The 17,049-nt window shown below is 61.0% G+C and carries 15 protein-coding genes; all 15 read right to left on the reverse strand.

Annotated features, from left to right (window positions below; genetic code table 11):
- Window positions 1-45 precede the first annotated feature (45 nt).
- The gene (gene ftsZ / locus ASD60_RS06390; protein ID WP_053154973.1) at window positions 46-1,239 is read right to left on the reverse strand and encodes a cell division protein FtsZ; all 1,194 of its coding nucleotides are present in this window, start codon (window positions 1,237-1,239) and stop codon (window positions 46-48) included.
- Between the two features lie 72 nt (window positions 1,240-1,311).
- The gene (gene ftsA / locus ASD60_RS06395) at window positions 1,312-2,571 is read right to left on the reverse strand and encodes a cell division protein FtsA (RefSeq protein WP_056853192.1); all 1,260 of its coding nucleotides are present in this window, start codon (window positions 2,569-2,571) and stop codon (window positions 1,312-1,314) included.
- Window positions 2,572-2,586: 15 nt separating this feature from the next.
- Window positions 2,587-3,453, reverse strand: coding sequence for a cell division protein FtsQ/DivIB (locus ASD60_RS06400; RefSeq protein ID WP_056853193.1), 867 nt, complete (start codon window positions 3,451-3,453; stop codon window positions 2,587-2,589).
- A 4-nt stretch (window positions 3,454-3,457) separates the two neighbouring features.
- The gene (locus ASD60_RS06405) at window positions 3,458-4,414 is read right to left on the reverse strand and encodes a D-alanine--D-alanine ligase (RefSeq protein ID WP_056853194.1); all 957 of its coding nucleotides are present in this window, start codon (window positions 4,412-4,414) and stop codon (window positions 3,458-3,460) included.
- A complete protein-coding gene (gene murC, locus ASD60_RS06410; protein ID WP_056853195.1) occupies window positions 4,411-5,871 on the reverse strand; it encodes a UDP-N-acetylmuramate--L-alanine ligase in 1,461 nt (486 codons plus the stop codon). Before murC ends, ASD60_RS06405 begins: the two co-directional genes overlap by 4 nt.
- Window positions 5,864-6,934: an undecaprenyldiphospho-muramoylpentapeptide beta-N-acetylglucosaminyltransferase gene (gene murG, locus ASD60_RS06415; protein ID WP_056853196.1), complete on the reverse strand. Its 1,071-nt coding sequence runs from the start codon at window positions 6,932-6,934 to the stop codon at window positions 5,864-5,866. Before murG ends, murC begins: the two co-directional genes overlap by 8 nt.
- A complete protein-coding gene (gene ftsW / locus ASD60_RS06420) occupies window positions 6,924-8,141 on the reverse strand; it encodes a putative lipid II flippase FtsW (protein WP_056853197.1) in 1,218 nt (405 codons plus the stop codon). The genes murG and ftsW overlap by 11 nt, the downstream gene beginning before the upstream one ends.
- Window positions 8,138-9,484, reverse strand: a complete 1,347-nt coding sequence (gene murD / locus ASD60_RS06425) for a UDP-N-acetylmuramoyl-L-alanine--D-glutamate ligase (protein ID WP_056853198.1) — start codon at window positions 9,482-9,484, stop codon at window positions 8,138-8,140. Before murD ends, ftsW begins: the two co-directional genes overlap by 4 nt.
- A gap of 6 nt (window positions 9,485-9,490) precedes the next feature.
- Window positions 9,491-10,573 carry a phospho-N-acetylmuramoyl-pentapeptide-transferase gene (mraY, locus tag ASD60_RS06430; RefSeq protein WP_056853199.1) on the reverse strand — a complete coding sequence of 361 codons (1,083 nt, stop codon included), beginning with the start codon at window positions 10,571-10,573 and terminating at the stop codon, window positions 9,491-9,493.
- Window positions 10,573-11,940 carry a UDP-N-acetylmuramoyl-tripeptide--D-alanyl-D-alanine ligase gene (locus ASD60_RS06435; protein ID WP_056853200.1) on the reverse strand — a complete coding sequence of 456 codons (1,368 nt, stop codon included), beginning with the start codon at window positions 11,938-11,940 and terminating at the stop codon, window positions 10,573-10,575. The genes mraY and ASD60_RS06435 overlap by 1 nt, the downstream gene beginning before the upstream one ends.
- The gene (locus ASD60_RS06440) at window positions 11,933-13,396 is read right to left on the reverse strand and encodes a UDP-N-acetylmuramoyl-L-alanyl-D-glutamate--2,6-diaminopimelate ligase (protein WP_056853201.1); all 1,464 of its coding nucleotides are present in this window, start codon (window positions 13,394-13,396) and stop codon (window positions 11,933-11,935) included. Before ASD60_RS06440 ends, ASD60_RS06435 begins: the two co-directional genes overlap by 8 nt.
- On the reverse strand, window positions 13,396-15,135 hold the full coding sequence (locus tag ASD60_RS06445; protein WP_177336557.1) for a peptidoglycan D,D-transpeptidase FtsI family protein: 1,740 nt from the start codon (window positions 15,133-15,135) through the stop codon (window positions 13,396-13,398). Before ASD60_RS06445 ends, ASD60_RS06440 begins: the two co-directional genes overlap by 1 nt.
- A complete protein-coding gene (ftsL, locus tag ASD60_RS06450; protein ID WP_056853203.1) occupies window positions 15,135-15,428 on the reverse strand; it encodes a cell division protein FtsL in 294 nt (97 codons plus the stop codon). The genes ASD60_RS06445 and ftsL overlap by 1 nt, the downstream gene beginning before the upstream one ends.
- Window positions 15,425-16,372, reverse strand: a complete 948-nt coding sequence (gene rsmH, locus ASD60_RS06455; protein ID WP_056853204.1) for a 16S rRNA (cytosine(1402)-N(4))-methyltransferase RsmH — start codon at window positions 16,370-16,372, stop codon at window positions 15,425-15,427. Before rsmH ends, ftsL begins: the two co-directional genes overlap by 4 nt.
- On the reverse strand, window positions 16,369-16,824 hold the full coding sequence (mraZ, locus tag ASD60_RS06460; protein ID WP_007917012.1) for a division/cell wall cluster transcriptional repressor MraZ: 456 nt from the start codon (window positions 16,822-16,824) through the stop codon (window positions 16,369-16,371). Before mraZ ends, rsmH begins: the two co-directional genes overlap by 4 nt.
- Window positions 16,825-17,049 lie beyond the last annotated feature (225 nt).

Here is a 17,049-nt window from a genome sequence, read left to right on the forward strand (position 1 = left end):
GCCTTTGCTGAACACCAATCACCTTCATAGCCCTGATACATTTCATCAATCGGCCTGACGACGCAGGAATGCTGGAATGTCCAGGTAGTCCAGATCATCTTGCGGATTCATCTTCGCGGCAGCCGCAGCACCGGCCTGAGCCTGGTTGCGCATGACGGTCGGACGGTCCAGGTCACGGTAGTTCACCGCTGGAGCTTCCTGACGAACAGGGGCTTGTTGTTGTGGCTGCGACGCCATCGACGTGTGAACGGTATTGTCGATGACCTTCACAGGCTTCTCGATTTTAGCGCCCAGGCCGGTCGCCACGACAGTCACGTGCAGCTCGTCGCGCATGTCCGGATCGATAACGGTACCGACCTTGACCATCGCATGCTCGGAAGCGAAGGCTTCGATGATGCTACCCACGTCGGAGTACTCACCCAGGGACAGGTCAGGACCGGCGGTGATGTTCACCAGGATGCCGCGTGCGCCTTGCAGGTTCACGTCTTCGAGCAACGGGTTGCGGATGGCCGCTTCAGTGGCTTCACGTGCACGGTTCGGACCGCTGGCGCAGCCAGTGCCCATCATCGCCATGCCCATTTCACTCATCACGGTACGCACGTCGGCGAAGTCGACGTTGATCATGCCGGGACGCTTGATGATGTCGGAGATACCGCGAACGGCACCGGCCAGTACATCGTCAGCCTTGGCGAAAGCCGACAGCAGGCTGGCGTCTTTACCGAGGATGGTCAGCAGCTTCTCGTTGGGAATGGTGATCAGCGAGTCGACGCTTTCCGACAGCAGGCGGATGCCCTCGTCGGCCAGCTGCATGCGCTTGCGACCTTCGAACGGGAACGGACGGGTCACCACCGCAACGGTGAGGATCCCCATTTCCTTGGCCACTTCGGCAATGATCGGCGCAGCACCGGTACCGGTACCACCGCCCATGCCAGTGGTGATGAACACCATGTTGGTACCCTGCAGGACTTCGGCAATGCGCTCACGGTCTTCGAGAGCGGCCTGACGACCTACTTCAGGGTTGGCACCGGCACCCAGACCTTTGGTCACGCCGGTACCCAGTTGCAGGATGGTCCGCGCGCTGATGCTTTTCAGCGCCTGGGCATCAGTGTTGGCGCAGATGAACTCGACGCCTTCAATGTTGCTCTTGACCATGTGATTCACAGCGTTGCCGCCGCCACCGCCAACACCGATAACCTTGATTACCGGACTTGCGGGGATGTTGTCTACGAGTTCGAACATTTTCCCTCTCCTTTACGTTCTCTAGTTTTTTTCGCCTACTGCGTATATCTACAACGGTGCTGCGGTAAATCCTTAGAAATTTCCCTGTACCCAGCTCTTGATGCGATCGAGCAAGGCGCCTTTCGGCTCTTCGTTGCTGTAGCTGTCGCGACTGCCGATGCCCGAGAACGAAATGCCGTCGGATTGCTTCTGCAGGCCGTACATCAACAGGCCAACGCCGGTGGAATAAATCGGGTTGCGAACTACGTCATCCAGGCCCCTCACACCGTGAGGCACGCCCAGGCGTACCGGCATATGGAAGATTTCCTCGGCCAATTCGGTGGCGCCTTCCATCTTCGACGTACCACCGGTCAGCACGATGCCGGCCGGGATCAGGTCTTCGTAGCCGCTGCGGCGCAGCTCGGCCTGGATCAGCGTGAACAGTTCGTCGTAGCGCGGCTCGACCACTTCGGCCAGGGCCTGGCGAGACAGTTCGCGCGGCGGACGGTCGCCAACACTCGGCACCTTGATGGTTTCACCGGCACCGGCCAGCTTGGCCAGGGCACAGGCGTAGCGAATCTTGATTTCTTCGGCGTACTGGGTCGGGGTGCGCAACGCCATGGCGATGTCATTGGTCACCTGATCGCCCGCGATTGGAATCACTGCGGTGTGGCGGATCGCGCCCTCAGTGAAGATCGCGATGTCAGTGGTGCCGCCGCCGATATCCACCAGGCACACGCCCAGTTCTTTTTCGTCGTCGGTCAGCACCGAATAGGCCGACGCCAGTTGCTCGAGAATGATGTCGTCGATTTCCAGGCCGCAGCGGCGCACGCATTTTTCAATGTTCTGTGCGGCGTTGACGGCGCAGGTGACCACGTGAACCTTGGCTTCCAGACGTACCCCGGACATGCCCAGTGGCTCGCGCACGCCTTCCTGGTTATCGATCACGTAATCCTGCGGCAGGGTGTGCAGCACCCGCTGGTCAGCCGGGATCGCCACAGCCTGGGCGGCGTCGAGCACGCGTTCAAGGTCGGCAGAGCTGACTTCGCGATCACGAATCGCCACGATGCCGTGGGAGTTCAGGCTGCGGATGTGATTGCCGGCCACGCCGACAAATGCCGAGTGGATGCGGCAACCCGCCATCAGCTGGGCTTCTTCAATCGCGCGCTGGATCGATTGCACGGTGGATTCGATGTTCACCACCACGCCTTTCTTCAGGCCACGGGACGGATGCGTACCGATCCCGACGATTTCCAGCGTGCCGTCGTCCGAAACCTCGCCTACCAGCGCCACCACCTTGGAGGTGCCGATATCGAGACCGACGATCATTTTGCCGCTTTGCACGTTTGCCATGGGTCCTGCCTCTTCTTAATTCTTCGCGACAGCGGGTTGGGCTGCCGTCGGCGCTACGGGTTCCCGCCAGCCAACAGCGAGGCCGTTGGCGTAGCGCAGATCGATACGCGCAATGTTCGTAATCTGTTCTTTAAGCGTCTTGTCGTAGATGGCAATGAAGCGGCGCATCTTTTCCACCTGGTTGCCGCGCCCCAGCAGCAGTTCGATTCCGGGGCCCGCACTGCCTGGGCCGGTGGTCAGGAACCAGCTGCCTCGTTCACGCAACTCCAGGCGTGCAATCGAGAAGCCCAGCGGCCGGAGCATCTGGCTCAGGACCTGGTATTGCTGCATCACCTGCTGTTGAGCCCGTTGTGGACCGAACAGCTGCGGCAAGTGTTCGTAGTTCGCCAGCTCACGCGGGGTAAAGGCCTGACCCTGGTTATTCAACAGCGACTCGTCACCCCATCGGGCAACCGGCAGTTGCTCTTCCAGGCGGATCACCACTTGATCCGGCCACACCCTGCGCACTTCGGCGTGGGCAATCCATGGCATCTGCTCCAGCTCGGTGCGCATGCTCGCCAGGTCGATGGTGAAGAAACTCGACGCCACGAATGGAGCGATCCGTTGCTGCACCGCTTGCTGGCTGATGTAGCTCAAGTCGCCCTGCACGTTGATTTTGGTGATCGGCCGGTCAGCGTACGGCAGCAAACGCTGCGCGCCTTCGTATGTACCGAACCCCAACGCCACCAGCAGCACCGGCCAGAACAGACTCTTGAGAAAACCGAAATTGGCTTTCGGCAGGCGCGCAGACATCGGCTCTTTGGCCACCATTCGGCTGGCACCCCGCGGCACCGGCTTGCGGCCGGGTACGGGTGGCTGATGTCTGACTTGAGCGCCATGCATGGTCTTAACCTCTTGCCTCGATACTTGCGGCCAGGATCGCCAGAACCAATTGCTGGAAATCCAGACCGGCAGCACGGGCCGCCATCGGAACCAGACTGTGATCGGTCATGCCCGGTGCGGTGTTCACTTCCAGAAACCAGAACTGCCCGTCGGCGTCCTGCATCACGTCCGCCCTGCCCCAACCGGCGATACCCAGCGCGTCACAGGCTTTCGCCGTGAGGTCCATGAGTTCCTTTTCCTTGGCGCTATCCAGCCCGCACGGAATGCGGTACTGGGTATCGTTGGCGATGTACTTGGCGTCGTAGTCGTAGAAACTGTGCGTCGTGCCCAGGGCGATGGGAGGCAACACCTGGTCACGCAGGGTGGCGATGGTGAACTCCGGACCTTGAATCCATTGCTCGACCAACACTTGCGAATCGTAGGTACTGGCCGCTTTCCAGGCGTCGATCAATTCGGACGCGGAAGTCACTTTGGCCATCCCGATACTTGAACCTTCATGCGCCGGTTTGACGATCAAAGGAAAGCCCAGTTCCGTCGCTGCCGAAATACAATCGGCCTCGCTGCGCAGCACGGCGTGACGTGGCGTCGGAATCCCGAGGCTGTGCCAGACCTGCTTGGTGCGCAGTTTGTCCATGGCCAGTGCCGAAGCGAGAATGCCGCTGCCGGTGTAAGGAATGCCCAGGCATTCGAGCAGGCCCTGCATGCTGCCGTCTTCACCACCGCGACCGTGGAGGATGATGAAGGCGCGGTCGATCTTTTCACTCTGCAGACGCTGCAACAGGTCGTCGCCCACATCGAGGCCGAACGCATCCACGCCCGCACTTTGCAGCGCGTCGAGAACGGCGTTGCCCGATTTCAGGGACACCTCGCGCTCGGCACTCTTGCCACCGAACAACACGGCGACGCGGCCGAAGTCCTTCGGCGCGACAGTGGAAACGAGGTTGGCGTACGCAGCAATCATTTCAACTTTCCCTCTACCGATGCCGCCACGGCACCCGTGAACAACGAACTCTTCAACAAACTCGGGGCAAGACCGCCCACATCACCCGCGCCCTGGCACAGCAGGATGTCGCCGGCACGCAGCAGCGGCTTGACGATCGGCGCCAGGTCGGCACCGCGCTCGATGTAGATCGGATCGAGCTGGCCGCGCTGGCGGATGCTGTTGCACAGCTTGCGGCTGTCAGCACCCGGGATCGGCTCTTCGCCGGCCGGATAGACTTCCATCAACAGCAGCACATTGGCGTCGGCCAGGACATTGACGAAATCGTCGTACAGGTCGCGGGTGCGGCTGTAACGGTGCGGCTGGTAGACCATCACCAGTCGGCGCTCCGGCCAGCCACCGCGCACGGCCTTGATCACCGCCGCCACTTCGGTCGGGTGGTGACCGTAGTCGTCGACCAGCATCACGCTGCCGTCGTCCACCGGCAGTTCGCCGTAGACCTGGAAGCGCCGGCCGACACCCTGGAACCCGGACAGGCCCTGAACGATGGCTTCATCGCTGACGCCCTCGTCGGTGGCGATGCAGATGGTCGCCAGTGCGTTCAATACGTTGTGGTTGCCCGGCATGTTCACCGAGACATCGAGCGGCTCGCGATCTGGACGCAGCACGGTGAAAAAGGTTTGCATGCCTTGCTGGCGCACATTGATCGCGCGCACGTCGCAGTCGTCGCCGAAACCGTAAGTCACGGTCGGACGCTTCACTTGCGGCAGGATTTCACGCACCACCGGATCATCCAGACACACCACGGCCAGACCGTAGAACGGCAGGTTGTGCAGGAACTCGACGAAAGTTTTCTTCAGCTTGTTGAAGTCACCGTCGTAGGTCGCCATGTGATCGGCGTCGATGTTGGTGACCACGGCGACCAGCGGTTGCAGGTGCAGGAAACTCGCATCGCTTTCATCGGCTTCGGCGATCAGGTAGCGGCTGGTGCCAAGCTGGGCATTGGTGCCTGCGGCGTTCAGACGACCACCGATGACGAACGTCGGGTCCAGGCCACCGGCGGCGAACACCGAAGCGATCAGGCTGGTGGTGGTGGTTTTGCCGTGGGTACCGGCGACGGCGATGCCGTGGCGATAGCGCATCAGCTCAGCCAGCATTTCTGCACGCGGTACCACCGGGATGCGGCGTTCCAGTGCAGTGGCGACTTCCGGGTTGGACGTGTTCACGGCACTCGACACCACCAGCACGTCGGCAGCGGCAGCGTTTTCGGCACGGTGGCCGATGAAAATCTGTGCGCCGAACGTTTCCAGGCGCTCGGTGACCGGCGAAGCCTTCAGGTCGGAACCGGACACTTCATAGCCCAGGTTCAACAACACTTCGGCAATCCCGCACATGCCCACACCGCCGATACCGACGAAGTGGATACGGCGGATGCGGCGCATTTCCGGTTGCGGCATGGCTTTCTGATTCTCAACCATGGGCCACCTCCAGGCAGGTGTCGACGACGTTACGGGTAGCATCGGGTTTGGCCAGGCGGCGTGCCGCAGTAGCCATTTCTTCGAGTCGTTGCGGTTGCATCAGGACCTCTGTCAGGCGAGCGGCAAGATCCGCTGCGCCAGTCGTTCTTTGCGGCATCAGGAAAGCAGCGCCTTCACGGGCCAAATAATCGGCGTTGCGGGTCTGGTGATCGTCGATGGCATGGGGCAAAGGCACCAGCATCGAGGGCAGACCGGCGGCAGCCAGTTCACTGATGGTCAGCGCGCCTGCGCGACATACCACCAGGTCGGCCCAGCCATAGGCTTGGGCCATGTCTTTGATGAAAGGCTGCACTTGCGCCTCGACGCCAGCCGCGCGATAGCGCTCTGCAGTCACTTCATCGTGGTTTCTGCCAGCCTGATGGAACACGTCCGGACGCAGGTCGACAGCGACTTGCGCCAGGGCTTCAGGCAGCAACTTGTTCAACGGCTCTGCGCCCAGGCTTCCGCCGAGGATCAGCAAACGCGCCTTGCGCCCAGCCAGGGCTGGACGCGATGTTTCGAGGAACAGCTCGGTGCGCACCGGATTACCGGTGGTCCGTCGGCTGCTCGACAGGGTAAAGGTGTCGGGGAATGCTTCACACACCCGGGCGGCGAACGGCACCAGCAACCGATTGGCGGTGCCGGCCACGGCGTTCTGTTCGTGAACGATCACCGGCACACCGGCCAGTTTCGCCGCAATGCCCCCAGGACCGGTCACATAACCACCAAAACCGACCACGCAGGCCGGCCGCAGCCGGCGAATGATCGCCCGCGCCTGCCAGACCGACTTGAGCAACATCAACGGTGCCTTGAGCAGGGACAACTTGCCCTTGCCGCGCAAGCCACTGGCGTTGATCCGATGCAATTCGATGCCGGCCGCAGGAACCAGATCGTTTTCAATACCCCGTGGCGTACCGAGCCAGTGCACGGTATAGCCGCGAGCCTGGAATTCGCGGGCACAGGCCAGCGCCGGGAACACGTGGCCTCCGGTGCCGCCCGCCATGATCAATACGTTAGCGCCCATGGGTCGGCTCCTCGGCGAAGTCGCTCTCATGGAACTCCATCTCTTCACTGCCCAAATGGGTTCGACTCTCCCACTCAATGCGCAGGAGCAAACCGAGACAGGCACAGCAGATCACCAACGAGCTACCGCCATAACTGAGGAACGGCAATGTCAGGCCCTTGGTCGGCAGCAGGCCGACGTTCACGCCGATGTTGATCAGGAACTGGCCGATCCACAGGAACGACAACCCGTAGGCAACATACGCGGCGAAGAACTGCTTGGCCTTCTCGGCCCACAAGCCGATGTACATGCCGCGAATACATACGAAAACGAACAGCGCGACGGTGCACAGGGAACCGACAGCCCCCAGTTCTTCGGCGAGCACCGAGAACACGAAGTCAGTGTGGGCTTCCGGCAGGTAAAACTGTTTCTGCACGCTGTTGCCCAGGCCAACGCCCAGCCACTCACCACGACCGAACGCGATCAAGGCCTGGGACAGCTGATAACCGGCACCGAACTGGTCGGCCCATGGATCGGCGAAGTTGGTCAGGCGCGCCATGCGATAAGGCTGCATTTGAATCAACAGCACCACGGCCCCGACGGCCAACACCACCATCAACGAGAAACGGAACAACCCGACGCCGCCAAGGAACAGCATCGCCGCCGCAGCGCCCATCATCACCACGGTGGCACCGAAGTCCGGCTCCATCAGCAACAGGCCCGCCATGGGCAGCAGCACGATGAACGGCTTGAAGAAGCCCATCCAGCTTTCCCGCACTTCTTTCTGGCGACGTACCAGATAACCGGCGAGGTAGATCACCACGAACACCTTGGCTATCTCGGAAGGCTGGACGTTGAAGAAACTGAAACCGATCCAGCGCATCGAACCGTTCACTTCCCGGCCGATGCCCGGGATGATCACCATCACCAGCAAGCCAAACGCACCGATCAGCATCAGCCAGCCCAGGCGTTGCCATGTAGCGATCGGGATCATCATGGTGACGATGCAGGCACCCAGCCCCAGCACCACATAGATAAGGTGGCGGATCATGTAATACAGGGCACTGCCCGACTGAACCGCCGCCACCTCGGTGGACGCCGATGCGATCATGATCAGGCCCAGACCAATCAACGCCAGGCAACCGACAAGCATCGGGAAGTCTAGGTCGATGCCGCGCCCGGTGATCAATGGCGAAGGGTACGGCTTGATGATGTTCATCAGGCTCATGCCAGTTCCTCCACGGCTTGGACGAACTGGTGACCACGGTCTTCGTAGTTCTTGAACATGTCGAAACTGGCGCAAGCCGGCGACAGCAGCACCACGTCGCCCGGTTGGGCAGCGGCACGGCATTGCGCCACGGCTTCGACCAGTGAGCCCGCCCGAATCAGCGGCACGGCATCGCCGATCGCTTCGCCGATCTTGTCGGAGTCGCGGCCCATGAGGATCACGGCGCGGCAGTTGGCCGCCACCGGATCGCGCAGATCCTTGAACTCGGCACCCTTGCCGTCGCCACCGGCGATCAGCACGATCTTGCCGTCGATGTCCGCACCCAGGCCTTCGATGGCCGCCAATGCAGCGCCAACGTTGGTGGCTTTGGAATCGTTGTAGTAACCCACGCCGTCCAGGTCGCGTACCCACTGGCAACGATGCTCAAGCCCGGCGAAGGTGCGCAGGGCCGACAGCATGGCATCGAGCGGCAGGCCGACCGCATGGCCGAGCGCCAGGGCTGCCAACGCATTGGACTGGTTGTGGGCGCCCCGAATTTTCAGCTCGCGCACCGGCATCAGGTTCTGGAATTCGAAGGCCAGGTACTTCTCGCCGTCTTCTTCGCGGATACCGAACGCCTTGAAATCGGGTTTGCTCAAACCGAAGGTCCAGCACGGCTGACCCTCGCCCATCAGCGGACGGCTCAGTGCATCCTGACGGTTGACCACGAACTGCCGGGCGCCACGGAAGATCCGGTGCTTGGCCAGGTGATAGGCCGGCAGACCGCTGTAGCGATCCATATGGTCTTCGCTGATGTTGAGTACGGTCGCCACTTCGGCGTTGAGCTGATCGGTGGTTTCCAGCTGGAAACTCGACAGTTCCATCACGTACAACTCGATGTCGTCGCTGAGCAAGTCCAGCGCCGGCGTTCCGAGGTTGCCGCCGACGGCGACACGCTTGCCGGCCGCAGCCGCCATCTCGCCGACCAAGGTGGTGACAGTGCTCTTGGCGTTGGAACCGCTGATGGCCACGATCGGCGCCTTCGCGTTACGCGCGAACAGCTCGATATCGCCGGACAACTTCACGCCACGGGCGGCGGCAGCCTGCAGGGCCGGGGTCGCCAGGGCCAGGCCGGGGCTCACGTAGAGCTCGTCGGCACGGCACAGGAATTCGACATCCAGCTCGCCACAACGCACTTCCACGTGCGGATAGTCACGCTTGAGCGTGGCCAGTTCCGGTGGATTTTCCCGCGTATCGGCCACGGCAAACGCCACGCCCCGGTTCGCCAGGAAGCGAACCAGGGACATGCCGCTCTTGCCGAGGCCGACAACGATGCGGAAGTGGTCAGAAGCGATCAGAGACACGAGTTTCTACCTCAGCTTCAGAGTGGCAAGGCCGACCAACACGAGAATCACGGTGATGATCCAGAAACGGACGATCACGCGCGGCTCGGGCCAGCCCTTGAGTTCAAAGTGGTGGTGAATCGGTGCCATGCGGAACACGCGGCGACCGGTCAGTTTGAAGGAGGCAACCTGAATGACCACTGACAGGGTTTCCATCACGAACACACCGCCCATGATGAACAGGACGATTTCCTGACGGACGATCACTGCAATGGTGCCCAGGGCCGCGCCCAGCGCCAGTGCGCCGACGTCACCCATGAAGACTTGCGCCGGGTAAGTGTTGAACCAGAGGAAACCCAGGCCGGCACCGATCAGCGCGCCGCAGAACACGATCAACTCACCGGCACCCGGTACATAAGGAATCAGCAGGTATTCGGCAAATTTCACGTTACCCGACAGGTAGCAGAAAATGCCCAGGCCACCGCCAACCATCACGGTCGGCATGATCGCCAGGCCGTCGAGGCCATCAGTCAGGTTGACCGCGTTGCTCGAACCGACGATCACGAAATAGGTCAGGACGACGAAACCTGCGCCCAATGGAATGCTGTAGTCCTTGAGCATCGGCAGGATCAACGTGGTTTCTACCGGAGTGGCCGCGGTCATATAAAGGAAGATCGCCGCGCCCAGGCCGAACACCGATTGCCAGAAATACTTCCAGCGGCTCGGCAAGCCACGGGAGTTCTTCTCGATCACTTTGCGGTAGTCATCGACCCAGCCGATGGCACCGAACAACAGGGTTACCAGCAACACGACCCAGACATAGCGGTTGGTCAGGTCAGCCCACAGCAGGGTGCTGACGCCGATGGAAGACAGAATCAACGCGCCGCCCATGGTCGGGGTGCCCGACTTGGACAGGTGCGATTGCGGACCGTCGTTACGAACGGACTGGCCGATCTGACGGTTCTGCAAAGTGCGGATCATCCACGGGCCATAGCACAGCGACAAAACCAGCGCGGTCAGTACACCGAGAATCCCGCGCAGGGTCAGGTACTGGAAGACCGCGAAGCCTTTGTAGAACTGTTGCAGATACTCCGCTAGCAGCAGCAGCATTAATGTTTCTCCAGACTGGTCCCGCACAAAGCGGCGACGATGTTTTCCATCGCTGCGCTGCGCGAGCCCTTGATCAAAATGGTGGTGTTTGTATCTTGCTCGGCGCCCAGGGCCTTGATCAGTTCAGCCTGAGTGCTGAAGTGAAAAGCCTGTGGACCGAAGGCGTTAACGGCGTGAACCATCATTGGCCCGACGGCGTACAGCGCAGAAACCTTGCCACGGGCGTACTCGCCCACGTCGCGGTGCCCCTGCTCCGCCCAATCGCCCAACTCGCCGATATCCCCGAGCACCAGAACGGTGCGGCCGGAAAAGCCGGCGAGTATATCAACGGCGGCGCACATCGAGGTGGGGTTCGCGTTGTAAGTGTCATCGATGACGCGCATGCCATTGCTGGCCAATTGCGCGACGGTACGGCCCTTGACCGGTTGCACCGCGCCAAGACCGGTGGCGATGCCGAACAGCGACACACCCAGGGCATGGGCAGCGGCGGCGGCAGCCATCGCGTTGGCAACGTTATGCGTGCCGAGCAGGTTCAGTTGCACGCGCTCCACACCTTCAGGGCTGTGCAAATTGAACGCCGGGCAACCACGGGCATCGGTGGTCAGGTCACTGGCAAAGAAATCGGCACTGGTGTTGCTCAAGGCGAATGTCAGTACCTTGCGTTCGCCGGCGCGCTTCTTCCAGATACCAAATGCCTTGTCGTCGAGGTTGAGCACGGCGATGCCATCGGCCGCCAGGCCTTCGATGATCTCGCCCTTGGCTTCGACGATTTTTTCCGGCCCGCCGAACTCGCCAACGTGGGCGGTCCCGGCGTTGTTGAGAATGGCTACGTGGGGTTTGGTCATGCCCACGGTGTAGGCGATTTCACCCAGACGCGAAGCGCCGAGTTCGATCACGGCAGCGGTGTGTTCCGGCGCCAGCTCGAGCAGGGTCAGCGGAACGCCGAGGTCGTTGTTCAGGTTGCCGCGGGTTGCCAGTACCGGACCGCGGGTCCGCAGGATGCTCGCGAGCATTTCCTTGACCGTGGTCTTGCCGCTGGAGCCGGTGACGGCTGCGACTTGCTTCGTGAAGGCCTGGCGATTCAGGGCACCCAACTGGCCGAGGGCCTGGCGGGTATCGCTGACCAGCAGTTGCGGCAGCGCGCTGTCGGCGACTTCGCGCTCGACCAATGCCGCCACGGCGCCTTTGGCCGCGACGTCATTCAGATAATCATGGCCATCGAAGCGTGGTCCGGCCAAGGCAATGAACAATTGGCCAGGCTTGATCGCACGGCTGTCGATACTGACGCCATCGAAACTGGCATCGGCAGAAATCAGGCGAGCATTCAGTGCGCTCGTCAGCTCGCTCAGTTTCAAGGCCTTAAGCATGGGCCACCTCCCACGCGGTCAAGGCATGATCGGCCTCAACCAGATCGGAGAAGGCATGGCGCTCTCCGTTGATTTCCTGATAGTCCTCGTGACCTTTACCCGCGAGCACGATCACGTCGTCCGCTGAAGCGTCGGCGATCAATTGGGCAATCGCCTGGCCACGGCCAGCAACGAAGGTGATTTTATCCACAGCGGTGAAACCGGCGCGGATGTCATCGAAAATCACCGCTGGATCTTCGGTACGCGGATTGTCGTCGGTCACCAGCACGCCATCGGCCAGGCGTTCGACCACTTCAGCCATCAACGGACGCTTGCCGCGATCGCGGTCGCCGCCACAGCCGAACAGGCACAGCAAACGGCCTTTGACGTGCGGGCGCAGGGCGGTCAGGACTTTTTCCAGGGCATCCGGGGTATGGGCGTAATCGACCACCACCAACGGCTGATTGCCACCGCCAAGGCGCTGCATGCGCCCGGCCGGGCCTTCGAGTTTCGGCAACACCTTGAGAATCTCGTCCAGCGCGTAATCCAGGCCGAGCAAGGCACCGACCGCCGCCAAGACGTTGCTCAGGTTGAATCGACCGAGCAAAGTGCTGCGCAAAAGGTGTTCGCCTTGCGGCGTGACCAGCGTGGCACGCACGCCTTCGTCATCGAACTGCGCTTCACGGCAATACAGGTAAGCGCTGCTGTCGAGCAGGCTGTAGGTGATCAGCCGCGACTCACGTTTTTCGGCGGCCAGTTGCCGGCCGAAATCGTCATCGAGGTTGACCACCCGACACTTGAGATCATTCCAGGCAAACAGCTTGGCCTTGGCGTCGCCATACGCCTGCATGGTGCCGTGATAGTCCAGGTGATCGCGGGACAGGTTGGTCATCACCGCCACATCAAAAGCCAACGCAGTGACACGCCCCTGGTCCAGGCCATGGGACGAGACTTCCATGGCGACGGCTTTGGCACCGGCCTTTTTCAGGTCGCCCAGGGTCGCTTGCACAGCAATCGGATTCGGCGTGGTGTGCAGGCCGCTTTCCAGCGCGCCGTAGAAACCGCAACCCAGGGTGCCGACGATGCCGCAGTGCTGGCCCAGCAGATCCAGCGCCTGGGCAATCAGTTGGGTCACGCTGGTCTTGCCATTGGTGCCGGTCACGCCGACCAGATTCAGATGATGGCTCGGCTCGCCATAAAAGCGCCCGGCAATGTCCGACAGTTGCGCTGCCAGGCCTTTGACCGGAATCAACGGCACTTCAGTGATCGGCAGCACGGTGGCGCCTTCGACTTCGTACGCCACAGCTGCGGCGCCGCGTGCCAGAGCATCGGCAATGTGCGCACGACCATCGAATTTGCCGCCCGGCACGGCGAGGAACAAATCGCCCGCGCGGACATTGCGGCTGTCGAGCGCCAATTCACGGATCAACAGATCGTGGCCGGCGTGGGGGAAAATCTTGTTCAGACTTAATGACATCAGCCGCGCCCTCCATTGGCTTTCAGTGGAACGACCGGCGTAGCGTTCGCTTGTTGAGTAGGTGGCAGGTTGTCCGGGGTGACGTTCATCAGGCGCAGGGTGCCGGACATCACGCGGCTGAACACCGGCGCCGATACCAGACCACCGAAGTAGCCGGCCTTGGTCGGTTCGTCGATGACGACCACGATGGCGTAACGTGGATCGCTCATCGGGCCGAAACCGGCGAACAGCGAGCGATACGAGTTTTCGGCGTAACCCTTGGCCCCCACCGAAGTCTTGCGCGCAGTACCCGACTTGCCGCCCACGTGATACGCCGGCACTTGCGCACGGAAGACACCGCGCGGAGCTTCGATCACTTGTTGCAGCATGGTTTGCATGGTTTTCGCGACTGTTTCGGGCAGCACTTGAGTGGTCTGCGGCGCTTTGTCGGTTTTGATCAGCGTCAGTGGTGCGAGGCGACCGTTGTTGGCCAACGCCGAGAAGGCGTGAACCAGCTGGATCGCGGTCACGGAAACACCGTAGCCGTAGGACAGCGTCGCGGTCTCGGCCTTGCGCCATTCACGGTAATTCGGCAGGTTGCCGACGCGCTCGCCCGGGAAACCCAGGCCGGTGTCCTGACCGAGGCCGACTTTCTGTGCGAGACGGAAAATCGTCTCGCCACCGATATCGAACGCGATCTTGCTCATGCCCACGTTACTGGAGTTGATCAGGATGCCTGTCAGGTCGAGCACCGGACCTTCGGTCTTGGACACGTCCTTGATGGTGTATTTACCGATCTGCAAGGTCCCCGGGTACACCTCGACGGTATCGCTCGGTTTCCAGCGCCCGGTTTCGATCGCGGCGCTCATCGAGATCGCTTTCATCGTCGAACCGGGTTCGAACACGTCGATCATCGCGCGGTTTCGCATCATCGCCGGTTGCAGGTTGCGCCGGTTGTTCGGGTTGTAGGTCGGTTGGTTGACCATCGCGAGAATCTCGCCGGTCTTCACGTCCATGATCACCAGGCTGCCGGCCTTGGCGCCGTTCTCGATGATTGCATTACGCAATTCGCGGTTGGCCAGGTATTGCAGGCGCAGGTCAATGGACAACGCCAAGGGCTTTCCGGCCTTGGCGTTTTTGGTGACCTGGACATCCTTGATCAACCGGCCGCGCCGGTCCTTGATAACCTGCCGTTTGCCCGGCACCCCGGCCAGCCATTCGTCATAGGCCAGCTCGACACCTTCGCGACCGTGATCGTCGATGTCGGTGAAGCCGACCATATGCGCGGTCACTTCACCGGCCGGATAAAAACGGCGGAATTCTTCGATACCGTAGACACCCGGCACTTTCAGATCGAGCACAGACTGGCCTTGCTCAGGCGTCAGCCCGCGCACCAGGTAAATGAATTCTTTATTGGCCTGGGCTTCAAGGCGCTCAGCCAGGGCTTTCGGATCTTGCCCGAGCGCCGCGGCGAGTGCTGGCCACTTCTCCTTGGCCAGCTGCATTTCCTTGGCGTTGGCCCACAGGGTGGTCACCGGCGTACTCACGGCCAACGGCTCGCCGTTACGGTCGGTGATCAAGCCACGGTGTGCCGGAATCGGAATATGACGAACGCTGCGCGCGTCGCCCTGACCTTTCAGGAAGTCACGGTCAACCACTTGCAGATCGATAATCCGCCAGGCGATCGCCGCCACCATGACACCGAGCAAGCCCAGCACCAGACGGAAACGCCACGGGAAGAGCGCACCTTCAAGTTTCATCATGGCGCCACCATCTGCACTTCGGCGGCGCCCGGAATGCGCATTTTCAGTTGTTCGGTGGCGAGCACTTCGATACGGCTATGGGCGGTCCAGGTGCTCTGCTCCAGAATCAACCGACCCCATTCCGCCTGCGCCTTGTCGCGCACGCTCAACTCGCCGTAAAGCGAGTTCAGCAATTGGCGGCTCCAGTGCGCGCTGTAAGACACGCCGATGGCCGACACCAGCACGCCGACAAACAGCAGCAGCATGAAAAAGCTTCCGCCGGGCAGTGGCTTGGCGAAAAGCTTGCTCACCGAAGCTTCTCCGCCACGCGCATGACGGCGCTACGGGAACGTGGGTTGGCTTTGAGTTCGGCGTCGGAGGCCGTCTGCGCTTTGCCATGGACTTTGATTTTCGGTTCGAATGCCACGTGGCGAACCGGCAGGTTGCGCGGCAGGTTGTCGGCTTCGCCTTTCACCAGCTTGCGCATGAACAATTTGACGATGCGGTCTTCCAGCGAGTGGAAGCTGATCACAACCAGACGACCACCGATTTCCAGGCATTCCAGAGCGGCTTCGAGGCCGGCTTCCAGATCACCCAGTTCGTTGTTGACGTGAATACGCAGCCCCTGGAACGCTCGGGTAGCAGGGTTTTTGCCTTTTTCCCAGGCAGGGTTGGCGACTTTCAACACCTCGGCAAGATCGGCAGTACGCTCGAACGGCTTGATGTCGCGGCGTTCTGCCACTGCACGAGCCATGCGTCCGGAAAAACGCTCTTCGCCGTATTCCTTGAATACCCGGGCAATTTCTTCCACGGGCGCGGTGTTGACGAACTCCGCAGCACTGATCCCGCGGGACGGGTCCATGCGCATGTCCAGTGGGCCATCGTTGAGGAAACTGAAGCCGCGTTCAGGGTCGTCGAGCTGCGGCGAGGACACACCGAGGTCAAGCAGAATGCCGCTGACCTTGCCCTTCATGCCGCGCTCGGCAACTTCAGAACCCAGCTCGGCAAAGCTGCGCTGCACAACGACAAAGCGGCCGTCTTCGGCCGCTAGCGTCTGCCCGGTGGCAATCGCTTGAGGATCCTTGTCAAATCCGAGCAAACGACCATCGGGACCGAGCCGGCTGAGGATCAATCGGCTGTGCCCGCCGCGCCCGAACGTGCCATCCAGATAGCAGCCATCAGGACGTACGGCGAGAGCCTCGACGGCTTCGTCAAGCAGTACGGTGATGTGGTTAAAGCCGCTATCAATAGTCACAGGATCAGATCACGCAGTTCATCAGGCATCGCGCCCGGTTGTTGAATAGCAGCCAGGTCAGCGGCAGAAACCGCATTCCAGGCATCCTCGTCCCACAATTGGAACTTGTTCAATTGGCCTACCAACATCGCGCGCTTATCCAACTTGGCATATTCACGAAGACGCGGCGGAACCAGAAAACGACCACTGCCATCGAGCTCGAGGTCGACGGCATTACCAATCAGTAAACGTTGCAGGCGGCGGTTCTCTTCGCGAAGCGAAGGCAGTGCGCGCAGTTTGGTTTCAATAATTTCCCACTCATCGAGGGGGTAAACACACAAACACGGATCAACGGCATCAATGGTGACGATCAACTGGCCGGAACTACGCGAATCGAGCTCGTCACGGTACCGGCTCGGCATAGCGAGACGGCCCTTTGCATCGAGACTGATTGCGTTGGCTCCGCGAAACACGTCAGCGTTTCTCCAAATATTAGCGTTTTGCGTTCAAAAAACCCACTTCATGCCACTTTCCGCCACTTGCGCACACTATAGGAATGCGCCTACCGCACCGTCAAGGCGCGCAGTAAAGGAAAAGCCTTACAGAACTGAGATTTAGGAGCATAAAAGGAGGGGTAACGGGAATCTGGCGGATGAAAATGACCAATAACTTGAACCAGCACGGAAGGCTGCGCCCGG

The sequence above is a fragment of the Pseudomonas sp. Root562 genome, assembly GCF_001427125.1.
Taxonomy (GTDB): Bacteria; Pseudomonadota; Gammaproteobacteria; order Pseudomonadales; family Pseudomonadaceae; genus Aquipseudomonas.